We start from the raw sequence: 26,734 nt of genomic DNA, 5'->3' as shown, positions 1-26,734 counted from the left end.
GTCGCCGACGATGCTACGACCGGCCGCCGTCACGGCGTGCAGGTGTGGCGACGAGGAGGTGCACCTCGCCCGTGCACTGGGTCGGGTCGACGCCCTTCGCGGGACCGGCGGGACGCGACGCCCGCCGCGGCTGCAGGCCGTCGCGCTGCACCGGCGACCCCACCGGCTGCAGGCTGTTCCGCTGGACGGACCGGAGCAGACGGTCCTCCTGCGCGTCGTGGTGGGACACGCCCTGCGGCGAGCGGCGGAGGGCCGGCCGGACCGGCTCACCGCGGCGTTCCTGCCCCGGCAGCGGACGGGAGCGCCGGCCGTAGAGCAGTTCCGACGAGTCGAGCAGCCACGGCACCAGGGCCACGGTCACCCCGTGCACCAGCAGGAGCTTCTTGCGGATCCGGCGCCCGCGGTGGTTGTGCAGCAGGGTCTCCCACCAGTGCCCGACGACGAAGACCGGCGTGTAGACGGTGACGACCTCGGACCCGTGCTCGGCCCGGTGCGCCTTGATGTACCGGATGAGCGGCATCGAGATGTCGCGGTAGGGACTCGGCACGACGGTGAGCGGGACCTCGATCCCGTGCTCGACCCACTGCTCCTGCAGCCGGCGGGCCTCGGCGTCGTCGATCGCGACGTGCACCGCCTCGAGTCCGGCGTGCTGTGCCGCGATGGCGTAGTCGATCGCCTTGAGCACCGGCTTCTGGAGTGTGTTGACGAGGACGATCGCGTGGTCGCCGGTCGCGCCGAACTGCGTGTCGACGTCCGCCTCGACCTCGTGCGAGACGTCGCGGTAGTACCGGTTCACGCCGAGCATGAGGACGAACAGCACGGGCATGATCACGAACACGAGCCAGGCGCCGTGCGTGAACTTCGTGATGGTGACGACGACGAGCACGACGAAGGTGGAGGTCGCGCCGATCGCGTTGATCGTCAGCGAGCGCCACACCTGTCCGCGGTCGACGGGCTCGTCCGCGCTGCCGTCGCGGTCCGAGCGCAGCAGGCGCAGCCAGTGCCGGACCATGCCGGTCTGGCCGAGCGTGAACGACACGAAGACGCCGATGATGTACAGCTGGATGAGACTCGTGACGTTCGCGCGGTAGACCACGAGCAGCGCGACCGCGACGAGCGCGAGTACGATGACGCCGTTCGAGTAGATGAGGCGGTCGCCGCGGGTCGACAGGGCCTTCGGCGCGTAGGAGTCCCGCGCCAGGATCGAGCCGAGCAGCGGGAAGCCGTTGAAGGCCGTGTTCGCGGCGAGGAGCAGGACCGCGGCCGTCGTCGCCTGGACGACGAAGAACAGCACGCTGCCGCCACCGAAGGTCGCGGCGGCGATCTGCGCGATGAGCGAGCGCTGCGGTGTGGTCGCGCACGCGGTGAAGCCCTGCAGGTCGCACGCGCGCTCGGCGTAGTGCACGTGGGAGACGAGCGCGAGCGTGATGAGCCCGACGAACAGCACGATCGCGATCGAGCCCATGAGCACCAGCGTCGTCTGGGCGTTGCGGATCTTCGGGCGGCGGAAGGCCTGCACGCCGTTCGCGATCGCCTCGACACCGGTCAGGGCCGAGCAGCCGGACGCGAACGCGCGCAGGAGGAGCAGCACGAAGGCCGCCTGCGTCGTGTGCTCGACGTTGTCGATCGTGTACGCGGCGGACTCGGCGACGGGGGCGTTGCCGAGGGCGGTGCGGACCAGGCCGGTGACGACCATGACGAACACCGAGCCGACGAACAGGTAGGTCGGCACCGCGAACGCCTTGCTCGACTCGCGGACGCCGCGCAGGTTCACCCCGGCGAGCAGCACGACGAAGGCGACCGCGAGCTCGACGCGGAACGGGTCGAGTCCCGGCAGGGCCGAGATGATGTTGTCCACGCCCGAGGCCACCGACACGGCGACCGTCATGACGTAGTCGACGAGCAGCGCGCTCGCCACGACGAGGCCGGCCTTCTCGCCGAGGTTCCGGTGGGCGACCTCGTAGTCGCCACCGCCGGACGGGTAGGCCTTGACGAGCTGCCGGTAGGACGCGACGACCACGACGAGCAGCAGCACCACCACGGCCGCGACCCACGGGGCGAAGGTCAGGAACGCCATCCCGCCGAGCAGCAGGATCATGAGGAGCTCCTGCGGGGCGTACGCCACGCTCGACAGCGGGTCGCTCGCGAAGATCGGCAGCGCCAGGTGCTTCGGGAGGAGCTGTCCCTCGAGCTTCTCGGAGGGCAGGGGATCGCCGATCAGTCGCGCCTTGAGCGACCGGATCTCGTTCGTCACGAGCGGCAAACCTACTCAGTTGCGCGCCCGAGTCAACACTGTGGGAACGGACAGGCGGCGACGGCCGTGCGCCGGACGCACGTCGACGGGCAGCGGACGGGAGGCGCGGCTCGCCACCACCCGTCCGCCGGCGGCCGTCAGACGGAGCGGCGCAGGGCCTCCAGGCCGTCCCGCAGGCGCGTCACCGTGTCCTCGGTGAGCGTCCCGCGCGTCGCGCGGCGACGCAGGTCCGCCCGGACCTGCTGCCGGAACGCGGCGATCGCCATCTCGACCTCGCGCAGGGCGCGGGCGCCCTCCGTCGGGACGTCGACGGGCTCGTCGGCGGTCTGACCGCGCGGGGCCTGGGCGCTCGCGGCGAGGTCCGCTCGGAGCGAGCGCATGGCCTCGCCGACCGAGGCGCGGACGCCGTCGGCCAGGGACCGCACCGAGTCGGCGACCCCGGACTCGACCGCGGCGAGCTCCTCGGCGCGGGCGTCGAGCTCGGCGCGGCCGGCGTCGGTGATCGCGTACACGGTCTTGCGGCCGTCGACGGTCTTGGTGACGAGCCCCTCGGACTCGAGCTTGGCGAGTCGCGGGTACACGGTGCCGGCGCTCGGGACGTACGCGCCGCCGAAGCGCTCGCCGAGGGCCTGGATGAGCTCGTAGCCGTGCATGGGGCGGTCGGCGAGCATGGCGAGCAGTGACAGGCGCAGGTGACCGTGCGCGAAGACGGGGCTCATTCGGACGCCTCCGCGCCGGTCGGGGCGTCCGTCGGAGCGGCCGGGGCGGGCGGGGCGTGCAGGACCGCGACGTCGCCCGAGACCGAGTTGACCTTGAGGTCGAGCCACTGCCCGCTCAGCTCGCCGCCCTGCTTGACGTACGAGCCGCGGACGCCGCGGATCTCGGAGTCGTCGAACTGCAGCTTGCCGGACGCGGTGCTGACGGTGCAGCGGTACGGGACGCCGTCCTCGAGCCGGACGCTCACCGAACCGGACACGGTGTTGATGCGTGCGGCGTCCGGGGTGCCCTGCAGGTCGAGCACCACGTCGGCGTTCACCCCGTCGGCCGTGAGGCGCGGGATCGCGCCCGTCGCCACGACGTCGCCCGACACGGTGCGGACCGTCAGTGCGCCGTCGAGGTCGCGGACCGTGGTCGCCCCGGAGACGGCGTGCACGGCGAGGTCGCCCGCGAGCCCGTCGACGACGACGTCGCCCGAGACGGTGTTCACCGAGGCGCCGCGGTTCGTGCCGGAGAGCAGCGCCCCCGCGGAGACGACGCCGACCGTGACCCGTGCGTCGCGGGGGACCAGCACGCTGACGTCGGCGGTGGCGCGACCGCGGAACGACCTGAGGAAGCCGAGCGGGTCGTCCCACCGGACCTGCGGGTGGTCGATGGTGAGCGTGTCGCCGTCCAGCTCGATCTTGAGCGGCTTGCCGGACACGCCGTGCACCTCCACCCGGGCGGTCGGTTCGTCGTGGGCCACGACGTCGACCTGCCCACCGGCGAGCCCGACGCGCAGGGCGCGGACGATGCCGGTGTCGATCACCTTGGGCTCCTCGACGAGCCACTTCTCCTGGGCCATGTTGCCTCCTCGAACTCGCGATGTATCGCGTGTGTGGAGTCACGGTACATCGCGAGTGACCGGTTGTCACCAGGCCAGGATGCAGGACGGCCCCGCTCCCGGTGGGGAGCGGGGCCGTCCTGCGGAGCGGGCCTACTTCGCGGCGTCGTCCAGCGCCGCCTGTGCCTTCTCCGCCGCCGCGTCGAGGGCCTCCTTCGGGCTGGTCTTCAGCAGCATCGCGGACTGCAGCTGCGTCGACAGCGCCGCGCTCACCTCGCCGTACGCGGTGATCGACGGACGCGCCTTGGCGTACTCGAGCTCGTCGGCGAAGGCCTTGAGGCGCGGGTTCTCGTCCAGGTACTGCTTCCACGTCGCGTTGTCCGCCGTGGCCTGGTTCGCGGGGAGCAGGCCGGTCGCGATGTCCCACTTCGCCTGGGTGTCCGGGCTGAGCCACCACTGCAGGAACTTCCACGAGGCGTCCTGCTTCGCGGTCGTCGTCTCGATGATGTACGAGTTGTTCGTGCCGAGGTTCATCGCCGGCTCCTCGATGCCCGGGAGCGGGAAGACGCCGACGTTCTCCTTGCCGAGCGTGCTGTCGATGGTCGACAGGTCGTACGCGCCGGTGATCGCCATCGCGGCCTTCTTCGACGTGAGCGCGGGGACGGCGCCGTTCGTCGAGGTGGTCAGGAGCGACTGCGGGTAGGCCGAGCCGTCCTGCAGCATGTCCGTCCACGCGGTGAGGGCCTTCACGCCCGCGTCGCTGTTGAACTCGACCTTGGTGTTGTCCTCGTTGAGGAAGTCGCCGCCGGCACCCCAGAGCATCGACTGCCAGGTGAAGACCGGCCACTCACCGGTACCGATCGGCAGGTAGGCGCCGTACTGGGTCGTGCCCTTGGTGAGCTTCTTCGCGTCGTCCTGGAACTCCGACCACGTCGTCGGGGTGTCGGTGATGCCCGCGGCCTTGAACATCTCCTTGTTGTAGACGACGGCGTAGTCGCCGATGTCCGTCGGCAGCGTGTACTGCTTGCCGTCGAACTCGCCGGTCGAGAGCATGCCCTCGGTGAAGCTGTCCTTCGTGACGTCACCGCTCGACAGGTGGTCCTCGAGCGGCAGGACCTTGCCGGTCTGGATCACCTCGCCGGTCTGCTGCGGAGTGCTGTCGCCGAGCACCATGTCGGGTCCGGTGTCGTTCTTCAGCGCGTTGATGAGCTTCGCGTCGAACTGGTCGGACGAGGCCGCGTACTGGGGCTGGACGTCGATCTCGTCCTGCGAGGAGTTGTACTCGTCGATGAGCTTCTTCACCTCGGTGGCCTGCGGCCCCGTGTAGTTGTGCCAGACCGTGATCGTGGTCTTGCCGCCGCTGCCGCCGGAGTTGCCGGTGACGGAGCCGCCGGAACACCCGGACAGGGCCAGTGCGGCACCCACGGCGAGGGCCGTGGCGCCGAGCAGTCGCTTGCGCATGAGTCGTCCTTTCTCGGACTTCGGGTGGAGCGAAGGGTGCCCCCGCCTGGGGCGGAGGCTGATGAGGAGGAGTGGAGCGAGGGGCGGTGCGGGATCAGCGGAGTCCGCCGGCCATGGCCGACACGATCTGCTTCTGGAAGATGATGAAGACGATGAAGACCGGCAGGATCGCCAGCGTCGAGCCGGCCATCAGCAGGTTGAAGCTCTGGCTCGCGTTCGCGGACTGCAGCTGCGTGAGGCCGACGGAGACGGTGAAGAACTCGGTCCGCGACGCCACGAGGAACTGGAAGAAGAAGTTGTTCCAGTTGTAGACGAACGACAGGACCGCGAAGGACCCGATCATCGGCGTCGCCATCGGCGTCACGACGGACCACATCCGCCGCCACACCCCGGCGCCGTCCACCCGGCTGGCGTCCTCGATCTCGCTCGGGAACGACGTGAAGAACTGCCGGAAGAGGAAGGTGCCGAGGATCGACGGGATGTTCGGGACGATGAGGCCCTGGTAGCTGTTCAGCCAGTGCAGCGACGACAGCAGGGTGATGAGCGGCGTGAACACGACCTCGAACGGCACGAGGAGCGCGGCGAGCAGGACGACGAAGACGATGTTCTTGCCGGGGAACTTCAGGCGCGAGAACGCGAAGCCCGCAGCCAGGCTCGTCACGATCTGCCCGAGGGTGGTCGCGATCGCCACGACCGTCGAGTTGAAGAAGTACAGCCCGAAGGGGGCGACGGTGAAGATGTCGGTGTAGTTCGACAGCTCCCACTGCCGCGGCAGGAAGGTCGGCGGGAAGGCGAGTGCCTCCTCCGAGGACTTGAAGCTCGTCAGCAGCATCCAGAGGAACGGGCCGAAGAACAGCACGACCGCGACGAGCAGGATGACGTGCCGCAGGACGGCGGGTGAGTGCTTGCGGAACAGCACGCCGAACGGGCGGCTGCGGTGCGGACGGGAGGCGCGGTGTGCGTCCGCCGGGAGGGTGCGGGAGGCGATCTGGGTCACGGTGGCGGTCCTAGTTCAGCTCGACGGGATCGCGGCGGTTGATGACCCGCAGCTGGACGACCGCGACGAGGATGCCGACGATGAGCAGGAGCACGGCGGCAGCGCTGGCCGAGCCGCCGTGGAAGAACACGAAGCCCTGGTTGTAGATGTAGTAGAGGATCGTCTCGCTCGAGTTGATCGGGCCGCCCTGGGTCAGGACGTAGACCTGCGTGAAGACCTGCAGGGCGCCGATCACGCCGGTGATCGCGAGGAAGCCCGTGGTCGGGGCCACCAGCGGCAGCGAGATCCGGAAGAAGCGGCGGATCGGCCCGGCGCCGTCGAGCGTCGCGGCCTCCATGTAGGACGCCGGGATGTTCGTGAGCGCGGCCGAGTAGATGATCATCGTGTAGCCGACGCCCTGCCAGATCGAGAACACGATCACCGAGACCAGGGCCCACGGCTCGGACGTCAGGAAGCCGATCGGGGGAGCACCGAGCGCGGTGACCACGCCGTTCACCAGACCACCGAGCGGCGACAGGATGAAGCTGAAGATCAGTGCGCTGCCGACGATCGGGGCGATGTACGGCACGAACAGCAGTGCCCGGTAGACGCCGCGACCGCGGAACGGCTGCGCCAGCAGTGCCGCGAAGAACAGCCCGAGGGCCATCGTGATCGGCACCACGACCACCACGTACAGCGCCGTGTTGCCGGCCGCCCGGACGAACTCGCCGTCCTGGAACAGCCCGGTGAAGTTCGACAGGCCGACGAAGCCGTTCGTCTCGCCGGACGCGGGGTTCCAGTCGGTGAACGAGTAGAAGACGGTCTGCGCCAGTGGGTACAGGTAGAACAGCGCCAGCAGCACCGTCGTCGGGGCGATGAGCACGTAGCCCGCTCGGCCCTCGCGTCGTTCCATCCGGCTCGCGTCCGCAGTGGACGACCGTCGACCGGGGACACGCACCCGGGCCGGGTTCTCAACCGCACTCGTCATGCGGACCTCCTCTTGGCTCGTCGTTGAACGCTAGGAATCGGCTGTTTCGAGCAGATTACCGTTCGATCACCAAAAGTAAACAGTCGAATCTGCAACGACTTCGTTCGATAATCGACCGTTTCGTCGCTACAGTGTCGGCATGCACGAGCAGCACTTCCAGGACATGGACCGGAACCCCGGGTCCGTCGGGGACGTCCTCCGACTGATCCGCGTCTCGGACACGACCTCGCGCTCGAGCATCGCCAGGAGCACCGGACTCGCACCGTCCACGGCCTCGGCCCGGGTCGACGCACTGACCGCGCTCGGGCTCGTGCGCGAGAGCGGCGCCGAGGGGTCCCGCGGCGGCCGGCGTGCCCGGCGGCTCGAACTCGTGGCGGACGCCGGCTTCGTCGCCGCGGCCGACCTCGGCGCCCACCACGTGCGCATCGTGCTCACCGACCTGGCCGGCCGGATCGTCGCCGACACCGACGCCCTCGAGCACGGCGCTGCGACGGTGCCCGTCGCCGCCGGACCGCGGGCGTCGGTCGCCGCGCTGTGGGACCGGTTCGTCGAGCTCGCCCGCGACGCCGGCCTCGACACGACCCGCTTCCGCGGCGCCGCGATCAGCGTCCCCGCGCCCGTGTCGTACCCGGGCGGCAGCATCGCGACCCCGTCGTTCGAGCCGTCGTGGCACGGTGCCGTGCTGCCCGAGCTCTTCGCCGAGCACACCGACGCCCCCGTCCTCGTGGAGAACGACGCGAACCTCATCGCCCTGGCCGAGCGTCCGGGCCCCGACCGCACGGGCACGCTCGTCGCGGTGAAGCTCGGCACCCGCATCGGCTCGGGGGTGCTGCTCGACGGGCGCCTGCACCGCGGGGTGAGCGGTGCCGCCGGCGAGATCAGCCACACCCCGGTCGACGGCCAGGCCGCGATCGGCTGCACCTGCGGCGTGCCGGACTGCCTCGAGTCGGTGGCGTCCGGGGGAGCGATCGTGGCGCGGCTGCGCGCGGGCGGACGGCAGGTCGGCGGGACGAGCGACGTGCTCGCGCTCGCGGCGCAGGGCGACGCGGTCGTCCTCGACGAGCTCCGCCGGGCGGGGGAGCACATCGGCCGCGTGCTCTCCGGCATCGTGAACTTCTGCAACCCGAGCGAGGTCGTGCTGGCGGGGGCGATGTCGGCGTCGTCCGTCCTGGTCGCGACGATCCGCGGGGAGCTCTACCGGTCGTGCCTGCCGATGGTCGCGGACGCCCTCGACGTCCGGGCGAGCTCGTCCCCGCGCGACGCCGGCATCCGCGGGGCGACGGTGCTCGCGATCGACGAGGTGCTCGCACCGGCACGCGTCGACGAACTCGCCCGCGCGGCGACGGAGCGGACCGCATGAGCGCCGCGGGCACGGGCTCGCACGGCGGCCGGGAGGCATCGGGCGCGGTCGTCGCCGTCGACGTCGGCGGCACCACCGTCAAGGGGATGGTCCGGGTCGGTGACGTCGTCCTCGACCGCGCGGTCGTCCCCACCCTGGCGCCGGTCGCGGCGACCGACGCGCACGCGGCGGCCACGGACGCCGCCGTGGGCGGTCCGGCGCTCGCCGCCGTCACCGCCGTCGTCGACCGACTCGCCGCAGCAGCCGCCGCCGCCGGGCACCCGCTCGCCGCCATCGGTCTCTGCACGCCCGGGGTCGTCGACGCCGAGACCGGGACGGTGGTCGTCGCGGTCAACCTCGACTGGCACGACCTGCCCCTCGCCGGACTCCTGCGCGACCGGTACGGCGTCCCCGTCGCCGTCGCGCACGACGCCCGCGCTGCCGCGACGGCCGAGATCGCAGCACGCACCGCGGCGGGCCGGGACGTCGCCGAGCTGGTCTTCATCCCGATCGGGACCGGCGTCTCCGCGAGCCTGGTCGTCGACGGGCGCCTGGTGGTCGGGGCAGCCGGAGGTGCCGGCGAGGTCGGACACGTGTGCGTCCGACCGGGCGGCGAGCCCTGCACGTGCGGGCAGCGCGGGTGCGTCGAGGTGTACGCCTCCGCACGCAACATCCGACGGCGCTACCGCGCGGCCGGCGGCACGATCGACGGCGCGACCGAGGAGATCGTCGCCGCCGTGGACGCCGACCCCGTGGCCGCCGCGGTCTGGGCCGACGCGGTCGACGCGCTCGCCGCCGGGATCGCGATCCTGTCCGCCGTGCTCGACCCGGCGGTGGTCGTCGTCGGCGGCGGACTCGGCGAGTCCGGGGAACGCCTGCTCGCCCCGCTGCGCGCCGCGGTGGACGCGCGGCTCGGCTGGCGTCCCGCGCCCCGCATCGAGCAGTCCCTCGCGGGCGCCGGTGCCGGCCTGGCGGGAGCAGCCCTGCTCGCCCGCACCGCTGCGCAGTCGACCGCAGCGCAGTCGACCGCAGCGCAGTCGACCGCAGCGCAGTCGGCCCCTGCGCCGCCTGCCGCCACCACCGCTGCCCACGGCGCCGAACCCACCACGGACACCGCACCACCACGAACCAGGAGGACCCCATGACCGCTCAGCGACTCCGGATCGGCCTCGTCGGCGCGGGGGTGATCGCCCACGCGCACCTGCCGAACCTGCTCCGGATCGGGGACGTCGTCGTCTTCTCCGAGGTCGGCGCCGAGGACCTCGTCGCAGCACACGGCGGCGAGGTGGTCGACTCGCTCGACGAACTCCTCGCCCGCGTCGACGTGGTGGACGTCGTCGTCCCCACGTACGCCCACGCCGAGGTCGTGCGCGCGGCGCTCGCCGCCGGCAAGGACGTCATCAGCGAGAAGCCGCTCGCCCGCACCGACGCGGACGCCGACGACCTGGTCCGGCTCGCGCACGAGGCCGGTCGCCAGCTCTACCCGGCACACGTGGTCCGCTACTTCCCCGAGTACGTCCGTCTCAAGGCCGCGGTCGAGGCCGGGCAGCTCGGCGAACTGGCCGTCCTGCGGTTCGTCCGCTCGGGTGCGTTCCCGACCCGCTCCGCCTGGTTCGCCGACCCCGAGCTCTCGGGCGGCATCATCATGGACCAGATGATCCACGACCTGGACATCGCACGGTGGATCGCCGGCGACGTCGTCCGGGTCAGCGCGGTGCACGTCCGCAAGGGCACCGTCGACCACCCGGTCGAGGCGGCGCACGTGCTGCTCACCCACGCGTCCGGGGCGATCAGCCACGTCGCGGGCATCTGGGGGCCGGCGCACCTGCCGTTCGTCACCGAGTTCTCGGCGACCGGCACCCTCGGGTCCCTGTCGCACGACTCCCGCGCCGAGCGGAACTACACGGCGGAGCTCCTCGACGAAGCCGGGGTCGGCGGCGACCTGCCCGAGCTCGACCCCGCCGAGGACCCGTACTTCCTCGAGATCCGCGAGTACCTCGGGGCCTTCCGTGGCGGCGCGGTGCCCCGCGTGTCCGCCGAGGACGGCGCCACCGCGGTCCGCATCGTCAACGCCGCGCTGCGGTCGGTCGCGACGGGGCAGCCCGTCGACCTCGAGCCCGCGCCGGCGGCCGGGACGCACGAGGGGGCGACGGCGTGACCGCCCTGCGCATCGGCGTGCTGTCCTTCGCGCACACGCACGCCCTGTCCTACCTGTCCGCGCTGCAGGCGATGCCGGACGTCGAGGTCGTCGGCACCGACCCGGACGGCACCTCGACGGGCACCGACCTGGTCGACCTGCGCGGTCGTGCACTCGCGGATGCCCTCGGGGTCGCGTACGTCGACACCGTCGAGGAGCTGCTGGCGAGCGGGGTCGACGCCGTGGTGGTCACGAGCGAGAACGCCCGGCACCGTGCCCTGGTCGAACAGGCCGCCGCCGCCGGGGCCCACGTGCTGTGCGAGAAGCCGCTCGCCACGACCTGGGAGGACGGGCTCGCGATGGGCGCCGCCGCGGAGGCCGCCGGCGTGCTGCTCATGGTCGCCTTCCCGGTCCGCTTCGCGAGCACCTTCGCCCGGCTCGCCGCGACGAAGCGGTCCGGCCGCCTCGGCGAGGTGTTCTCGGTCCGCGGTGCCAACAACGGCATGCTGCCGCTGACCCGCTCGTGGTTCACGGAACCCGGACTGTCCGGCGGCGGCGCGATCGTCGACCACGTCGTGCACATCGCGGACCTGCTCGACGAGCTCCTGGACGGCACGCCGGCCGAGACCGTCACGGCGGTCACGAACCGGGTGCTGCACGCGTCGCGCGCGCAGGCCGAGACCGCCGGTCTGGTCACCATCACCTACGCCGACGGCACGATCGCGGCGATCGACTGCTCGTGGAGCCGTCCGGACACCTCGCCGACGTGGGGTGGGCTGGCCCTCACCGTCGTCGGGACCGAGGGATCGGTGGACGTCGACTTCTTCCGGCCCAGCGTCCGCGGGCTCGACGCCGCGAGCGGCCGGTCGGTCGTCCTGCCCTACGGGCCGGACTTCGACGCCGCGATGCTCGACACGTTCGTCGCCGCGGTGCGCTCCGGCGAGCAGCCCCAGCCCGACGCGGCCGTGGGACTGCGGACCCTGGCGATCGTGCTGGCAGCGCAGGAGTCGGCCGCGAGCGGCGAGACGGTGCGGGTGCGGTCCGTCTGACCCGACCCGCCGACGGCCTGGAGGCGCGGTGCCGGCCGGTGCCGCGCCTCCAGGCCGTCAGCGGGTGCGGCCCGACCGCCGGGCGGTCGCGTCAGGAGCCACCGGCCGCCGCCCACAGGCGGCGTGCGTTCGCGAGTCCGCGCTCGACCGCGTCGACGTCGTCCTCGAGTCCCTCGAACTCGATCGACACCGGCCCGTCGAACCCGCTGGCGACGATCCGCTCGACGATCCGTCCGAGCGGCAGGTCGCCGTGCCCGACCACCGTGCCGAGGACGGCGCGACCGGCCAGCGTGGTGAGCCACCCGTCCGCCGCCGGCGGGGTCTCGCGCACCAGGAAGTCCTTGAGGTGCACGACCGCTGCGACCGGCAGCACCCGCTGCACCGCGCGCAGCGGGTCGTCGTCGAGGCAGACGAAGTTGCCGACGTCGAGCAGCGCGCGGAAGCCCGGGTGGTCGACCTCGTGCACCAGTCGCAGGATCCGCTCGCTGTCGTTGAAGGCGAAGCCGTGGTTCTCGACCATCGTCGTGATGCCGAGCGTCGCGGCGTGCTCGGCGACCGCGCGGCAGACCGGCACCACCTGCGCGAGCACCCGCTCGAACTCCGCGTGGTCGGCGTCCCGCCAGGCCCAGGGGACGACGTCGTGGCGGAGGTGCGTGATGCCGAGCCGGTGTGCGACGTCGAGGTGCTCGTGGACGCGGGCGACCTCGGCGTCGACGGTCGCCGGGTCCGAGAAGTCCGCACCGATCACGTGGTTCGCGAGCTCGATCCCGCGGGCGGCGGCGTGCTCGCGCAACCGGTCGACGAGCTCGGGCTGCCGGGGGAGGTCGTCGCCGAACCCACCCGCGGCGATCTCGAGGTGCTCGCCACCGGCGTCCGCGACCCGGTCGACGACGTCGAGGATCGTCAGTGCACCGCGCTGGAGCGAGCGGGCGTAGCTGTAGGAGGACACTCCGAGTCGCATGGCGCGACCCTAGCCGCAGTCGGTGCGCCGCCACCAGGGGTGCTGCCCTGGCGTTGCGGGGACCACGGCAGGCGGCGGAAGAGCGGCATGAGCGGCTGCACCATCGGGCCGATCGCGAACGCCGCGACCACCGTGCCGACCCCGACGTCGCCGCCGAGGAGCCACCCCACCACGACGACGGTGACCTCGATGAGCGTGCGGGCGAGCCACAGCGGCCAACCGAACCGCTCGTGCACGCCGACCATCAGGCCGTCCCGGGCGCCGGTGCCGAGCCCGGCGCCGATGTAGCAGGCCGTCGCGACGGCGAGCAGCGCGAGCCCCGCGGCGAACAGCAGGATCCGGGGGACCATCCCGTCGGGCTCCGGCACGAGCCAGAGCACCAGGTCTGCCGACGGACCGATCGCCAGCACGTTGCAGAGCGTGCCGATGCCGGGCTTCTGGCGGAGCGGGATCCAGAGCAGCAGGATGACGACGCTCGACGCCACGGTGATGACGCCGAACGACCAGGGCAGCACGTTCTCCAGGCCCTGCGTCAGGACCGTCCACGATCCGACGCCGACCACGGCGCGGACCTGCAGTGCGGTCGAGGCGCCGTAGAGGAAGAGCCCGACGGCGAGCTGGACGGAGCGGAGCACGAGGGCGGTGGAGCGGCGCATGCACCGATGCTCCCGCCGGATTGGCCTGGCCGTCGAGAGCCAATCGGGCTAGCGTGGCCCCGTGCCCCCGGTCTCCCTCAGTGCCCGCGCCGCCGCCCTCCTGCTGGCCGACTGGCGCGACGGCACCGACGCCCCCGCCTACGAGGCCCTGTCCGACGCCGTCCGCGTGCTCGTCATCGACGGCCGGGTGCCGCTGGGCGTCCGGTTGCCCGCCGAACGCGGGCTCGCCGAGGCCCTCGGCGTCTCCCGGACGACCGTCGCGAACGCCTACGCCCGGCTGCGGGACGACGGGTTCGTGGTGTCGCTGCGCGGGTCCGGCAGCGTCGTGCACCTGCCGCGCGACCTGGCCGGTCGGCCCGACCCCGAGCGGCTCGGCGGCGTGGTGCCCGGGGACCTGCTCGACCTGCGGAAGGCCGCCCTGCACGCCGCACCCGAGGTCGCCGACGCCGTCGAGCGGGCCGTCCGGTCCGTGCCCGCCGCGCTCGCCGGCATCGGCTACGACACCGTCGGCGATCCCGGGCTCCGCGCAGCGATCGCGGACCGGTACACCGAGCGCGGGTTGCCCACCGACCCCTCGCAGGTGGTCGTCACGATCGGTGCCCAGCACGCGATCGCACTGCTCGCCCGCGTCCTCGTGCGCCGCGGCGACACCGTGCTCGTCGAGTCGCCGACGTACCCGCACGCGCACGAGGCCTTCCGCGAGGCCGGCGCGCGACTCGTCGGCGTGCCCGTCGACGCCCGCGCCGGCTGGGACGCGGCAGCGCTCGAGACGACCCTGCGCCGGACGGCCCCGGCGGTCGCCTACGTCATGCCCGAGCTCCACAACCCGACCGGGGCGACCATGACGGCCGACACCCGGCGGCTGCTGCTCGACGTCGCCGCGACGACCGGCACGACCGTGGTCGCCGACGAGACGATGGGGGAGCTCCGCATCGACGGGGACCCCGCGCCGCCGCTCGCCGCGGCCGACCCGTCGGGCGCCTCGGTCGTGATGATCGGCTCCGCCGCGAAGGTCTTCTGGGGCGGCCTGCGCATCGGTTGGGTCCGGGCCGCACCGGAGCTCCTCCAGCGCCTGCTGCTCGCCCGCCCGACGGGCGACCTCGGCACGCCGGTCCTCGACCAGCTCGTCGCGCGCGAGCTCGTGCCGCGCACGGCGGCCGTCCTGGAGGGGCGGCGCACCTTCCTGCGCGCCGGTCGCGACGAGCTCGTGGCCGGCCTGCGCGCCCGGCTGCCCGAGTGGGACGTCCCGTCGCCGGCAGGCGGGTTGACGACGTGGGTCGGGCTCGGCCGTCCGGTGTCGAGCGCACTCGTCCTGGCCGCGCGGGCCGAGGGGGTGCTCCTGGCGTCGGGTGGGGTGTTCGGCCCCGACGGCGGGTTCGAGCGGTTCCTCCGGGTGCCCTGGACGATGGCCGCCGCGGACCGGGAGCGCCTGGTCGACGTGCTCGGGGGCGCGTGGTCGCGGATCGGTGGCGAGGCAGCAGGCGCCCGGGGATCGCTCGCCGCGGTGGTCTGAACGCCCGGTCGTCCACTGGTGCACGTTCGTCCACGGACCTGCGCCGGGCGGTCTGGTTCGCAGGTGGAACTGCGAGGATCGGCACGTGCACCTCCTCTCGGTCTTCAGCCTCCGGAACCGCGCCCTCATCGCGCTCGTCACGATCGTCGTCGCGGTGTTCGGCGGCGTCGCGCTGACGAACCTCAAGCAGGAGCTCATCCCGAGCGTCCAGTTCCCCCAGGTGGCGATCGTCAGCGCCTACCCCGGTGCGACGCCGGAGGTCGTGTCGAACGACGTCTCGACGAAGATCGAGCAGGCCATCCAGGTCGTGCCGAACCTCGAGTCGACGAGTGCGACCTCCTCGACCGGGCAGAGCGTGGTGTCCGCCTCGTTCGACTACGGGTCGAACCTGGCCAGCGCCGAGGACAAGATCCAGACCGCGGTGAACGCCCTGTCGCTACCGGACACCGTGCAGACCCAGATCGTCACCGGGTCCTTCGACGACCTGCCCGTCCTGCAGCTCGCCGTCACGGCCTCGGGCAACCAGGAGCAACTCGTCGACCGGCTGAACGCCACGGCGGTGCCCGACCTCGAGAAGCTCGACGGCGTGCGGCAGGCCGACGTCTTCGGCAACCCCGGCCGCCGCATCGAGATCACCCCGGACGAGGACGAGCTCGCGGCACGGGGGCTCACGACGCAGTCGATCTCGGACGCCCTCGACGACAACGGCACGCTGATCCCCGGTGGCACGATCACGCAGGACGGCACGACCCTCTCGGTGCAGACCGGGCAGCGCATCGCGTCGCTCGACGACATCCGCGGGCTGCCCCTGACGGCCTCGAGCGGGTCCGGGTCGTCCGGCTCGTCGACCGGTGGATCGTCCACGGGCGGTGCTGCGACGGACTCCGGCAGTGCCGTGGGCGCTCCCGGCAGCACCGGCACGGCCACCGGCTCCGCGGGTTCTGGGGACGGCACCGCGGGCGGGACGGCCGCGGGCCAGGGCCAGACCGGTGCGACCGGCACCGGGACGACCGCGACCGGCGGTGCGGGCGGGAGCACCGCCTCCACGCCGACCTCGCTCGGTGACGTCGCGACGGTGCAGATCGAGGAATCGCCGCGCACCTCGATCAGCCGCGTCGACGGCAAGACCGCGCTGACCATCGCGATCACGAAGACGCAGGAGGCGAACACCGTCGACGTCTCCGAGACGGTGAAGGCCGCACTGCCCGGCATCGAGGCGAAGGTCACCGGCGACCCGCAGTTCACCGTGGTGTTCGACCAGGCGCCCTACATCCAGCAGTCCATCGACTCCCTGGCGGAGGAGGGCCTGCTCGGCCTCGGGTTCGCGGTCGTCGTCATCCTGGTGTTCCTGCTGTCGTGGCGGTCGACGCTGGTGACCGCGATCTCGATCCCGACCTCGGTGCTGCTCGCCGCGATCGGCATGCAGGCCGCCGGCTACACCCTCAACATCATCACGCTCGCCGCGCTCACCATCGCGATCGGCCGCGTGGTCGACGACTCGATCGTCGTCATCGAGAACATCAAGCGGCACCTGCAACCCGGCGTCGACCGCGGGCGGGCGGTGCTCGACGCCGTGCGCGAGGTCGCCGGGGCGGTCACCGCCTCGACGCTCACGACCGTCGCGGTCTTCCTGCCGGTCGCGTTCGTCGCCGAGCTCGTCGGCGAGCTGTTCCGGCCCTTCGCGCTCACGGTCACGATGGCGTTGCTCGCGTCGCTGTTCGTGTCGCTGACGATCGTGCCCGTGCTCGCGTACTGGTGGCTCCGGGCGCCGAAGACGCACCGGCACGCAGCGGTGCCGACCACCGGATCGACCGAGACCGGGTCGACCGAGACCGTGGCGACGGGCTCGTCGGCACCGGTGTCGGCTGCGTCCGGGGCGGCTGGACCGACGTCGACCGGGACGCTGACCTCGGCCGACGACCTGCACGATGCCGGGACGTCCGACCGGCTGCGTCGCGGGTACCTGCCCGTCCTCCGCTGGGCGGTCGGCCGCCCGGCGCTCGTCCTCGTGCTCGCCCTGGTCGTCCTCGGCGGCACCGCAGCGGCCGTGCCCTTCGTCAAGACGAACTACCTCGGCGACTCCGGGCAGAACACCTTCACCGTGACGCAGGACCTCGAGCCGGGCACCAGTCTCGACGAGCAGTCGGACGCCGCGCGCAAGGTCGAGCGGGTGCTGCAGGACGTCTCCGGCGTCGAGACCGTGCAGACCACGATCGGGTCGAGCGGCCAGTCCATCCAGGCCGCCTTCGGCGGCGGTGCATCTGCCTCCGTGCAGTACAACGTCACGACCGACGCCGGGGTGGACCAGACGACGATCCAGTCCGAGGCCCGCGACCGCATCGAGCGGATCGACGGCGTCGGCGAGGTCAGCCTGTCGAGCGCCGGTGGCGGCTTCGGCGGGTCGAGCGACATCGAGGTGGACGTCACCGCGCCGACCCAGGCCGAGCTGCAGACCGCGGCGGAGAAGGTCCTCACCGAGATGCGCGGCGTCGACGGCACCACCGCGGCGTCGAGCAACCTGTCCGCCGCCGAGCCGTACCTGGCCGTGCAGGTCGACCGGACGAAGGCCGCCGAGCGCGGTCTCACCGAGACCCAGGTCGGCGGGATCGTCGCCGCTGCGGTCTCGCCGCGGGACACCGGCAGCGTCGAGATCGACGACGCCACCCTCGACGTCTACATCGCCGACCCGGAGCCGCCGACCACCATCGACGCGCTGAAGTTGCTGTCGATCCCGACCGCGAGCGGCGAGGTCCCGCTGACCGACGTCGCGACGGTCGAGCAGTCCGACGGTCCGACCACCATCACCACGTCGAACGCCGTCCGCACGGCGACCATCACGGTCACGCCGGACTCGACGAACCTCGGACAGGCGGTGCAGAACGTCACGACGGCCGTCGATTCCCTCGACCTGCCGAAGGGCGCGTCGGCGACGATCGGCGGTGTCGCGTCGAGCCAGTCGTCGGCGTTCAGCCAGCTGCTGCTCGCCGTGCTCGTCGCGATCCTGATCGTCTACGTGATCATGGTCGCGACCTTCCGGAGCCTGCTGCAGCCGATCCTGCTGCTGCTCTCGGTGCCGTTCGCCGCGACCGGTGCGCTGCTCCTGCAGATCGTCACGGGCATCCCGCTCGGGGTCGCGTCGCTCATCGGCCTGCTCATGCTCGTCGGCATCGTCGTCACGAACGCGATCGTGCTCATCGACCTCGTCAACCAGTACCGCCGCCGTGGGCTCCGCGTCCGCGAGGCGCTGATCGAGGGAGCGACCCGCCGACTCCGGCCGATCCTCATGACGGCGCTCGCGACGATCTTCGCGCTGCTGCCGATGGCGATCGGGCTCACGGGGAAGTCGGGCTTCATCTCGCAGCCGCTCGCCCTGGTGGTGATCGGCGGTCTGGTGTCCTCGACGCTGTTGACCCTCGTCGTGCTGCCGGCGCTGTACTCGGTGGTGGAGGGCTTCCGGGAACGCCGGGCCGACCGGCGGGCGGACCGGGAGGCGGCAGCAGAGCACTGACACCGGGCGCCGGGCGCCGGGCGCGGGACCGCGGGTGCCGGACCGCGGGCGCCGGGCCCCGACGACGGACGCCGGGGGCCGGACGCCCGAGGTCCGGGTGCTCGAGACCTGCGTCAGTCGCGGGTGCCGGACTCCTCGGCGTCGACCTGCCGGAACCACGACACGAGCACGCAGGTCAGGGTCACGAGGAACACGACGGCAGCGCCCTGGGCGGCGATCGCCATGTGCCCGGTGGCCGCCGAGTAGCCGCCGAAGGCCACGGCGGCGGTGAACGACAGTCCGAGCAGCAGCTCCGCGTACGTCCGGACGGAGGTCCGGGTGGGCCACTCGGTGACGGGGCGCGCGGGACGGCTCGTGGTGTCGGTCACCCCTCGAGTGTGCGCGGACGCCCCAGCCCCCGCACACCCGAGTCCGGGTGCCACCCGCACGGGGCACGGCCCGGCCGGACCCCTCAGCGGAGACGGTCGCGGAGGAACGCCACCACCCGCTCGCTCATCGCCCGGTCGAGCTGGGCGATCGAGTGCGCCGTCCCCTCGACCGCGACGAACGTCACGGGGACGTCGTGCTCGCGCAGGGTGGCGACGAACTCCTGCGACTCCCACAGCGGGATGAACTCGTCGGTGGAGTGCCCCACGAAGAACGGAGCGGTCTCGTCGGTGACGTGGTAGCCCGGCGAGGCCGCCCGTGCCGCCGGGCACGTCGTGTAGTCCCGGCAACCGAGGTAGAGCAACTGCTTCCGCTGGAACGACGCCGATACCCCGTCCGGCTCGGTCGACCGCGTCGTGAGGTCGGTCGGACCGCTGAGGTCGACGACCGCGCGGATGCGGTCCCCGGCGGCCCACGCGGCCGACTCGTGGTCGGTCACCGCGAGCATCGCCACGAGGTTGCCTCCCGCGCTGCCGCCGAAGAGCCCGACGCGGTCCGGGTCGATGTCGTAGGTCCCCAGCGTCGCGGGTCGGAACACCCAGTCGAGCGCTCGGCGGACGTCGTCGAGCCCCGCCGGGAACGGGTCCGTCGGTGCGAGGCGGTAGTCCACGTTCACGGTGACGAAGCCCTCGGACGCCAGGTACTGGCACACCGCCCGGTAGGCGGCGGTCGCCTTGTCACCGTGCGACCAGCTGCCCCCGTGGACGAGCATCACGGCCGGTCGGCCGCCGGCAGCACGGGTGTCCCGTGCGTCCGCGCGCGCAGTGGCGTCACCGGCCGGCGTCGCTGGCGTCGACGTCGGGGCCGTCGGGGTCGCCGTGGTGTCCGGCGCGCTGTCGGACGGCAGGCACACGTCGAGGCGCTGCAGCGGTTCCCGACCGTAGGGCACGTCGGCGACGACCTCGATCCCGGGGTAGCGCAGCGACAGCGGGTAGATCACGGGGTCGGCTGTGACGACGTCGTCCCGGTCGCCGGCCGGTGTGCCGCTGCACGACCCGAGCACGGCCGTCGCCACGAGCGCGGTGAGGAGCGCGAGCAGGGTGCGGCCGGTCTTCATCGACGTCCACGCTAATCCCGCCCGCTCGGCACTGCGTCCGCCGTCCGGACGAGCAGACTCCTCCCCGCGGCCGAGCCGGGCACACCTGGTCGGACCGGGCATACCTGGTCGGACAGATCGACCAGGTACGCCCGATCTCGCCAAGTACGCCGGGATCCGCCGGGTGCCAGGATGGGCACGAGACCCGCAGGAGGACCCGTGAGCCGTCGCAAGGCCTGGAACACCGACCCCGAACCGCTGCTCCGCGTCGAGGAGGGCTTCCGCCTCGACCGCGTCGACCCCGACGGCACACCGGGCTTCCCCGGCCGCAAGATCGACGGGCTCGAGGCCCTCGCCGCCGGTGCCGACCGCCTCGCCGCCCTGCAGGAACGCCTGCACGCCGCGAGCACCGCCGGCGACCAGCGTCGTGTGCTCCTCGTGCTGCAGGCGATGGACACCGCGGGCAAGGGCGGCATCGTCTCGCACGTCGTCGGCGCGGTCGATCCGAACGGCGTCCACTACGCGGGCTTCGGGGTGCCCACCGCCGAGGAGCGCGAACACGACTTCCTCTGGCGCATCGAACGGCAGCTCCCCGCGGCCGGGCAGCTCGGTGTGTTCGACCGATCCCACTACGAGGACGTCCTCGTCCAGAAGGTGCGCGCGTTCGCCCCGCCCGAGGAGATCGAGCGTCGGTACGGCGCGATCGTCGACTTCGAGGACCGTCTGGTCGAGCAGGGCACGACGATCGTCAAGGTCATGCTGCACATCTCGAAGGACGAGCAGCGCGAGCGCCTCGGCGACCGGCTGGACCGCCCCGACAAGCACTGGAAGTTCACCCCGGGCGACATCGACGAGCGTCTGCTGTGGGACGAGTACCAGCAGGCGTACCAGACGGTGTTCGAGCGCACCTCGACGGCCCGGGCGCCCTGGTACGTCGTCCCCGCGAACCGCAAGTGGTACGCCCGACTCGCCGTGCAGCAGCTCCTGCTCCGCGCGCTCGAGGACCTCCAGCTCACCTGGCCCGCCGCCGACTTCGACGTGGCCGAGCAGCGACGGCGGCTCGCGGAGTCCTGATCCCGCTCACGGTCTGGAGGCCCGGAACCCCTCCGCCCCGCGGCCGACGGCCCGCGCGCGGCCGGTAGCCGGTCGATCGGGGCTGGCCAGGCGGGCTCGTGTCACGTAGACTCGCTCGGTCGGCCTTCGGCACCGCGGCATGTGACCGCGGGTCTCGTTTGGGTGTGTGTGCGCTCGAGGGCTGGATTCACGTCGATCCGCGACGGGAAGAACCCCCTCCCCGCTGAAGAGCCCCCGCCGATGTCGCTGCCGGGCGCTGTGGGACGTCTGCACCCCGGAAAGTAGCAATGGCCCCGTACGACAAGGGCGCGCGTCAGCGTGCCGACGACCGAGTCCGCCACGCGAACGGCACGCCCGCCGCTCGCAGCAGCAAGCACCGCGGGTACCGCGCCGCCGACCCGGCCCAGCCGCGGCAGAAGCAGCGCTGGGACGCCGAGGAGCGTCGCGGCCGCGCATCGCAGGGCGAGCGCCCGGCTCGCCCGAACTGGGAGCCGCGCGACGGCGGCCAGCGCCGTGACGACCGCGGCGGACGCGGGTTCGACCGTGACCGTGGTGGTCGCGGTCACGATCGCGACGACCGTGCTCCGCGTCGGTTCGACCGTGACGACCGTGCCCCTCGTCGTGACGACGACCGTGGTGCTCGTCGGTTCGACCGCGACGACCGTGCTCCGCGCCGGTTCGACCGCGACGACCGCGCTCCCCGTCGTGATGACGACCGTGCCCCGCGTCGGTTCGACCGTGACGACCGTGCCCCGCGTCGGTTCGACCGCGACGACCGCGCTCCTCGCCGTGATGACGACCGTGCCCCGCGTCGGTTCGACCGTGATGACCGTGCGCCCCGTCGTGACGACGACCGCGCCCCGCGCCGGTTCGACCGTGACGACCGTGCCCCCCGTCGCGATGACGACCGTGGTGCTCGTCGGTTCGACCGTGACGACCGCGCCCCGCGTCGGTTCGACCGTGCGCCCCGTCGTGAGGACGACCGTGGCGCCCGTCGGTTCGATCGTGACGACCGTGCGCCCCGTCGTGACGACGATCGTGGTGCCCGTCGGTTCGACCGCGATGACCGCGCCCCGCGTCGCTCCTTCGACCGCGACGACCGCCCGCAGCGCCGCTCCTCCGACGACGACCGCGCGCCCCGCCGCGACCGCGACGACTCGCGCCCGGCCTACGTCCCCGCGGACGACGTCAAGCTCGAGAAGCTCCAGGCCGAGGCGACCGTCGCGGCCGACGTCGAGGGCGTGACCTTCGCCGACCTCGGCATCGGCGGCAACATCTCCCGCGCCCTGGCCGAGATGGGCGCCACGGCCCCGTTCCCGATCCAGGCGGCGACGATCCCCGACGTGCTGTCCGGCAAGGACGTCCTCGGCCGTGGCCGCACCGGTTCCGGCAAGACGATCGCGTTCGGTGCACCCCTGGTCGAGAAGCTCATGGAGCACGGCGGCGGGACGAAGCGCAAGATGGGCCGCGCCCCGCGTGCGCTCATCCTCGCCCCGACGCGCGAGCTCGCCCTGCAGATCGACCGCACGGTGCAGCCGATCGCCCGTTCGGTGGGCCTCTTCACGACGCAGATCTACGGCGGTGTGCCCTACGGCCGCCAGGAGGGTGCCCTCGAGCGCGGCGTCGACATCATCGTCGGCACGCCCGGCCGGGTGCAGGACCTCATGAACAAGGGGAAGCTCGACCTCAGCGAGGTCGTCGTCTCCGTGCTCGACGAGGCCGACCACATGTGCGACCTCGGGTTCCTCGAGCCGGTGCGCGAGATCCTCTCCGCGACCGCCGAGGTCACCCCGCAGGGCAACCGCGCCCAGAAGCTCCTGTTCAGCGCCACGCTCGACGCCCAGGTGGCGTCGCTCGTGTCCGAGTTCCTGCACGAGCCGAGCGTCCACGAGGTCGCCGGCGAGGACCAGGCGTCCTCGACCATCGACCACCGCGTGCTGGTCGTCGAGCAGCGCCAGAAGGACCAGGTGCTCGAGGAGCTCGTCGCCGGCGACGGCAAGACGATCGTCTTCGCCCGCACCCGGGCCTACGCCGAGCGCCTGGCCGACCAGTTCGAGGACGCCGGCATCCGGGCGACCTCGCTCCACGGTGACCTCAACCAGTCGCGCCGCACGCGCAACCTGCAGCTGCTCACGAGCGGCCGGGTGAACGTCCTCGTCGCGACGGACGTCGCGGCGCGCGGCATCCACGTCGACGACGTGTCGCTCGTCGTGCAGGCGGACGCCCCGGACGACTACAAGGCGTACATGCACCGCTCCGGCCGCACCGGCCGTGCCGGCAAGGAGGGCACCGTCGTCACGCTCGTCCCGCGTGGCCGCGTCCGGAAGATCGAGGGCATCCTCGAGAACGCCGAGATCGAGGCGGACCTCGTGCAGGCCGCCCCCGGCGACGGCATCGTCGCGGAGCTCGCGGCGCGCTAGACGCGACCACCTCCACGGACGGGAGGCACGGAGCCAGCTGGCACCGTGCCTCCCGTCCGTCCGTCCCGCAGGACGCAACGTCGGCGGTCCCGCGCAGCGCGACGACGCTGCGAGCGACCGCCGACGTTGCGTTCCGCGGAAGGGGTCAGCGGCTGAAGAAGAGCAGGCCGCGCACGTAGCCGGCCTGGCCGGCGTGCTGCGTGCAGTCGTCGAGGATGCTGACGAGCCGTGCGCCGCGGGTCACCGGCGGGTCCCAGGCGTCGTCGACGACGGCGTCGAGGTCCTCCGGCGCCAGCGTCGCGACGTACGCGACCGTCCGCTCGTGGACCGCGCGGAGGTAGCCGTTCAACAGGTCCGCCGAGGCGCGCACGCGACCGACGTCGTCGCGCGACATCCCGTACCCGAGCGCGTCGGCCGGGAACGGCAGGTCGAACCGCTCGACCCACCCGTCCGCGGTCCAGACCTGCTCGGAGCCGGCGAGGTCGGCGACCTGCGCGTCCTGCCCGCGAGCGATGTGCCAGGCGAGCCACGCGAGGGTGTTCGCGCCGGCGGCCGGGCGAGCGGCGAGCTGGTCCGCGGACAGACCGTCGAGCGCACGCTCGACCGTCTCGGGGACGCGGGAGAACGCTTCGGTGAGGAGTTCGGCAGGGGTCATGCGGCCGACGCTACGCGGCGGGTGCGGGCCCTGCTCCAGGGCTCCGGTCCGCGCTCAGCGGACGGTGGCCGCGCGGTGCCGCCGGTCGAGCGCTGCGCCGATGTCCTCGAGGGCAGCGGCGACGCCGTTCCGCTCGGTGGCGGGGACGGCCTCGCTGAAGGCCGAGGCGTACGCGGCGCTGACGGCCCGTGCGACGGCTGCGCCCGACGGCGTCAGGTGCACGAGGATGCTCCGCCGGTCGCCCGGGTTCGGGCGTCGTTCGAGGTGCCCGTGGCGCTCGAGCCGGTCGAGCAGTGAGGTCATCGCACCGGTGCTCAGCTCGAGGACGTCGCCGGCCTGCTTCGGTGTCGTCGCCTGCCCTTCCGACGCCGCGAGGTGCACCAGGAACCGCGTGTCGGTGATGCCGAGGCCCTGCGCGGCGCTCTCGTGCGCGAGGACCCGAGCGTGCCGGACCTGCAAGACCCGGAAGGCCGCGATCATCCGTGCGAGCCCGGCGTCGTCCGCGGCCGTGCCGACACGGTGTGCCGGTGCCGGGTCGCCGATCGCGAGGTCGCTCTCGAGGTCGATCTCGACGTCGGGGGAGACCGGGGCCGGGGGGAGGCCGGTCGTGACGGTCAGGGGAGGCAGGGCGGGGGAGGTGTCCGTCACGGGGTGGCTCTTCTCGGGTGGTGATCGCGGCGGCGATCGACGGGACGCGGGCGGACCCGGGTCAGAGGTCCATGCAACAAGTATCTCAACGATTGAGGCACCCCCCAACAATGGGGTCATTGCTTCTCTTGTCATCAACACGTTCGACAAGTAGCTTGATCGTCGCAGTACACAGGCACCGTAGCGCGACCAACCACCGCGGGTCCGGAGCCACCACCGATCAGAATCTCTCCTCCGGAGGACAACCATGTCCCGTGTGTCCCCTCGCGCCGCCCGTCTCGCCGCCTGGATCGCCGTGCCCGCCGCCCTCGTCGCCTCGGGCGTCGTCGTGTCGACCGCCTCGTACTCGGCCTTCTCGGCCACCACCACGAACCCCACCAGCAACTGGACCGCCGGCACCGTCGCGCTGTCGGACGACGACGCGAACACCGCGCTCTTCACCGCTGCGAACCTCAAGCCCGGCTCGACCGACAGCAAGTGCATCACCGTGACCTCCACCGGGTCGCTGCCGTCGACCGTGAAGCTCTACGCGACCTCGCCGTCGACCTCGAGCGTGCTCGCGCAGAACACCACGATCAAGATCGAGCAGGGCACCGGCGGCGGCTTCTCGTCGTGCTCGGGCTTCACCCCCGCGGCGACCGGCGGGACCCTCTTCGAGAACACGCTCCCGACCCTCGGGACGCAGGCGACGAACTTCGCCTCGGGCCTCGGCGCGTGGACCACGACCGGTGCTGCCAGCGAGACCCGGGTCTACAGGGTCACGTACACCGTCTCCGCGAACACCCCGAACGCGGCGCAGGGCACCAACGCCCAGATCGGTCTCACCTGGGAGGCCCAGAACAACTAGCAGGGCACCTCGCCCGTCACCACGCCCCCGGTCGAAGGCAGTCATGGTCAGCATCGCAGTGCACGGTGGTCACACCCCGCACGACGTGCTCCACGACGTCGTCGACTGGGGGCGTGTCGTCGTCGCGACCGCGGCCCGGGCCGTCGTCGCGACGCTCCTCGGGCTCGCGCTGTGGTCGGCCGCCCCGGCGCTCCTCGGCTGGCACCCCACCACCGTGATGACCGGGTCGATGGCACCGCGCCTCGCGCCGGGCGACGTCGTGGTGTCGCGACCGGTCGCCCCGGCGGAGATCCGGCCTGGGCAGATCCTGCTCGCGGACGACCCCGACCAGCCGGGACACCTGCGGATGCACCGGTTCGTCGAACCCGGCCCGGACGGCACCGTCGTCACGAAGGGCGACGCGAACCCGCAGGCGGACTCGACGCCGATCGAGCGTTCCGCCGTGCACGGGGTCGGCTTCCTGCGGGTGCCGTCCGTCGCCACCCCGGTGCTCTGGGTCCGCGAGGGCCGCTGGGTCGAGGTCGGCACCGTCGCCCTCGCGCTCGTCGCGGTGCTCCTGCTCTGCACGGTCGACGCTCCGCTCCGTCGACGCGGTCCGCGGCACCGCGGCGACGGTGGGCACGCGGGTGACGGCGGGACCGCGGGCCACGGCCGGCAGGCACGGCTCGCCTCCGCCGGGCAGGTCCCCCGCGGTGCCCACGCACCGGCGCACCGGACCCGACGGACGAGCCGCAGCAGCGGGGTGGTGCGCCGCGGCGTCGTCGCTGGGCTCGCCGTCATCGTCACCGGTGCGGCTGCCGTGACAGCCGGGCCCGCGCAGGCCGCGCCCTTCGGCCGGACCACCGGCACCCTGGTCGGACTGACCGCCGGCGCCACCGCGAAGGCGACCGCCCTGACGTGCCGGAACGCCAACGGTTCGGTGGTGATCGGGTGGTCGTACAGCGGGGACGTGCCCCGGTCCTTCTCCGTCCTCGACACGACCGACGGCACGGTGCTCGCGACGACGACCAGCGGGACGGCCTCCGCCCAGACGGTGCAGCTCAGCGGACTGCTCGGACTCGGGGTGAACCACGTCGTGAAGGTGCAGACGAACGACCTGGGCTCGTGGACGGCGACCTCCACCGAATCGGTGCCGGTCAAGTTGGTGACGATCGCGGGCATCGGGACCGGGACGAGCTGCGGGCCCTGAGCCCGCGACTCCTGCACACCACCGCGCGGTGTTCCCCACGCCACAGCCGGAGCGCGG

Annotated in this window: 22 protein-coding genes; 10 read left to right on the top strand and 12 right to left on the bottom strand. The window is 72.6% G+C overall.

Going from position 1 to position 26,734, the window contains the following annotated elements:
- Positions 1 to 13: 13 nt before the first annotated feature.
- The 6 genes from ACIQFY_RS10230 to ACIQFY_RS10205 form a co-directional block, all read right to left on the bottom strand.
- Positions 14 to 2,263, bottom strand: a complete 2,250-nt coding sequence (locus ACIQFY_RS10230; protein ID WP_400339812.1) for an APC family permease — start codon at positions 2,261 to 2,263, stop codon at positions 14 to 16.
- 128 nt (positions 2,264 to 2,391) lie between these two features.
- Positions 2,392 to 2,973 carry a PadR family transcriptional regulator gene (locus ACIQFY_RS10225; RefSeq protein WP_066652167.1) on the bottom strand — a complete coding sequence of 194 codons (582 nt, stop codon included), beginning with the start codon at positions 2,971 to 2,973 and terminating at the stop codon, positions 2,392 to 2,394.
- Positions 2,970 to 3,815 carry a DUF4097 family beta strand repeat-containing protein gene (locus ACIQFY_RS10220; RefSeq protein WP_066652169.1) on the bottom strand — a complete coding sequence of 282 codons (846 nt, stop codon included), beginning with the start codon at positions 3,813 to 3,815 and terminating at the stop codon, positions 2,970 to 2,972. The genes ACIQFY_RS10225 and ACIQFY_RS10220 overlap by 4 nt, the downstream gene beginning before the upstream one ends.
- A 132-nt stretch (positions 3,816 to 3,947) precedes the next feature.
- A complete protein-coding gene (locus ACIQFY_RS10215; RefSeq protein WP_209684011.1) occupies positions 3,948 to 5,255 on the bottom strand; it encodes an ABC transporter substrate-binding protein in 1,308 nt (435 codons plus the stop codon).
- 94 nt (positions 5,256 to 5,349) lie between these two features.
- Entirely contained in the window at positions 5,350 to 6,252 is a 903-nt protein-coding gene (locus ACIQFY_RS10210) for a carbohydrate ABC transporter permease (protein ID WP_066652173.1), read from the bottom strand.
- A gap of 10 nt (positions 6,253 to 6,262) precedes the next feature.
- Positions 6,263 to 7,219, bottom strand: coding sequence for a carbohydrate ABC transporter permease (locus ACIQFY_RS10205; protein ID WP_081984625.1), 957 nt, complete (start codon positions 7,217 to 7,219; stop codon positions 6,263 to 6,265).
- A gap of 139 nt (positions 7,220 to 7,358) precedes the next feature.
- Here ACIQFY_RS10205 and ACIQFY_RS10200 point away from each other — a divergent pair, with 139 nt between their 5' ends.
- From ACIQFY_RS10200 to ACIQFY_RS10185, 4 genes are read left to right on the top strand one after another with little or no spacing between them, the layout of a single operon-like run.
- Positions 7,359 to 8,579: an ROK family transcriptional regulator gene (locus tag ACIQFY_RS10200; RefSeq protein WP_066652175.1), complete on the top strand. Its 1,221-nt coding sequence runs from the start codon at positions 7,359 to 7,361 to the stop codon at positions 8,577 to 8,579.
- A complete protein-coding gene (locus tag ACIQFY_RS10195) occupies positions 8,576 to 9,703 on the top strand; it encodes an ROK family protein (RefSeq protein ID WP_400339809.1) in 1,128 nt (375 codons plus the stop codon). Before ACIQFY_RS10200 ends, ACIQFY_RS10195 begins: the two co-directional genes overlap by 4 nt.
- On the top strand, positions 9,700 to 10,716 hold the full coding sequence (locus ACIQFY_RS10190; protein WP_271826259.1) for a Gfo/Idh/MocA family protein: 1,017 nt from the start codon (positions 9,700 to 9,702) through the stop codon (positions 10,714 to 10,716). The genes ACIQFY_RS10195 and ACIQFY_RS10190 overlap by 4 nt, the downstream gene beginning before the upstream one ends.
- Complete coding sequence (locus ACIQFY_RS10185) at positions 10,713 to 11,744, top strand: Gfo/Idh/MocA family oxidoreductase (protein ID WP_326496495.1); 1,032 nt, start codon at positions 10,713 to 10,715, stop codon at positions 11,742 to 11,744. Before ACIQFY_RS10190 ends, ACIQFY_RS10185 begins: the two co-directional genes overlap by 4 nt.
- Before the next feature lie 91 nt (positions 11,745 to 11,835).
- Here the strand turns inward: ACIQFY_RS10185 and ACIQFY_RS10180 are convergent, their stop codons facing one another.
- Positions 11,836 to 12,705, bottom strand: a complete 870-nt coding sequence (locus ACIQFY_RS10180; protein WP_326496494.1) for a sugar phosphate isomerase/epimerase — start codon at positions 12,703 to 12,705, stop codon at positions 11,836 to 11,838.
- Positions 12,648 to 13,361, bottom strand: a complete 714-nt coding sequence (locus tag ACIQFY_RS10175) for a hypothetical protein (RefSeq protein WP_326496493.1) — start codon at positions 13,359 to 13,361, stop codon at positions 12,648 to 12,650. The genes ACIQFY_RS10180 and ACIQFY_RS10175 overlap by 58 nt, the downstream gene beginning before the upstream one ends.
- Before the next feature lie 61 nt (positions 13,362 to 13,422).
- Here ACIQFY_RS10175 and ACIQFY_RS10170 point away from each other — a divergent pair, with 61 nt between their 5' ends.
- Both ACIQFY_RS10170 and ACIQFY_RS10165 read left to right on the top strand, forming a co-directional pair.
- Entirely contained in the window at positions 13,423 to 14,874 is a 1,452-nt protein-coding gene (locus tag ACIQFY_RS10170) for a PLP-dependent aminotransferase family protein (RefSeq protein ID WP_326496492.1), read from the top strand.
- Positions 14,875 to 14,959: 85 nt separating this feature from the next.
- Positions 14,960 to 18,382: an efflux RND transporter permease subunit gene (locus ACIQFY_RS10165; protein ID WP_400339806.1), complete on the top strand. Its 3,423-nt coding sequence runs from the start codon at positions 14,960 to 14,962 to the stop codon at positions 18,380 to 18,382.
- Positions 18,383 to 18,495: 113 nt separating this feature from the next.
- Here the strand turns inward: ACIQFY_RS10165 and ACIQFY_RS10160 are convergent, their stop codons facing one another.
- Positions 18,496 to 18,750, bottom strand: a complete 255-nt coding sequence (locus ACIQFY_RS10160; RefSeq protein ID WP_400339804.1) for a hypothetical protein — start codon at positions 18,748 to 18,750, stop codon at positions 18,496 to 18,498.
- Positions 18,751 to 18,833: 83 nt separating this feature from the next.
- Positions 18,834 to 19,865: an alpha/beta hydrolase gene (locus ACIQFY_RS10155; RefSeq protein ID WP_400339802.1), complete on the bottom strand. Its 1,032-nt coding sequence runs from the start codon at positions 19,863 to 19,865 to the stop codon at positions 18,834 to 18,836.
- A gap of 171 nt (positions 19,866 to 20,036) precedes the next feature.
- Here ACIQFY_RS10155 and ACIQFY_RS10150 point away from each other — a divergent pair, with 171 nt between their 5' ends.
- Positions 20,037 to 20,918 (top strand): PPK2 family polyphosphate kinase, encoded by an 882-nt coding sequence (locus ACIQFY_RS10150; RefSeq protein ID WP_081984632.1) that lies wholly within the window; start codon positions 20,037 to 20,039, stop codon positions 20,916 to 20,918.
- A 287-nt stretch (positions 20,919 to 21,205) separates the two neighbouring features.
- A complete protein-coding gene (locus ACIQFY_RS10145; RefSeq protein WP_400339797.1) occupies positions 21,206 to 23,338 on the top strand; it encodes a DEAD/DEAH box helicase in 2,133 nt (710 codons plus the stop codon).
- Between the two features lie 145 nt (positions 23,339 to 23,483).
- On the opposite strand, the gene ACIQFY_RS10140 is transcribed toward ACIQFY_RS10145, so the two are convergent.
- Positions 23,484 to 23,993, bottom strand: coding sequence for a DUF664 domain-containing protein (locus ACIQFY_RS10140; protein WP_326496488.1), 510 nt, complete (start codon positions 23,991 to 23,993; stop codon positions 23,484 to 23,486).
- A 54-nt stretch (positions 23,994 to 24,047) separates the two neighbouring features.
- Positions 24,048 to 24,641 carry a MarR family transcriptional regulator gene (locus ACIQFY_RS10135; RefSeq protein WP_326496487.1) on the bottom strand — a complete coding sequence of 198 codons (594 nt, stop codon included), beginning with the start codon at positions 24,639 to 24,641 and terminating at the stop codon, positions 24,048 to 24,050.
- 247 nt (positions 24,642 to 24,888) lie between these two features.
- Between ACIQFY_RS10135 and ACIQFY_RS10130 the strand changes: the two genes are divergently transcribed.
- The gene (locus ACIQFY_RS10130; protein WP_326496486.1) at positions 24,889 to 25,488 is read left to right on the top strand and encodes a hypothetical protein; all 600 of its coding nucleotides are present in this window, start codon (positions 24,889 to 24,891) and stop codon (positions 25,486 to 25,488) included.
- 43 nt (positions 25,489 to 25,531) lie between these two features.
- Entirely contained in the window at positions 25,532 to 26,677 is a 1,146-nt protein-coding gene (locus ACIQFY_RS10125; protein ID WP_326496485.1) for a S24/S26 family peptidase, read from the top strand.
- Positions 26,678 to 26,734: the final 57 nt, after the last annotated feature.

Origin of the sequence: Curtobacterium sp. NPDC092190, assembly GCF_044755625.1 — a bacterium.
Taxonomy (GTDB): Bacteria; Actinomycetota; Actinomycetes; order Actinomycetales; family Microbacteriaceae; genus Curtobacterium.
The sequence above is the reverse complement of the archived record's forward strand: the minus strand, read 5'-3'. Positions and strand labels throughout refer to the sequence as shown.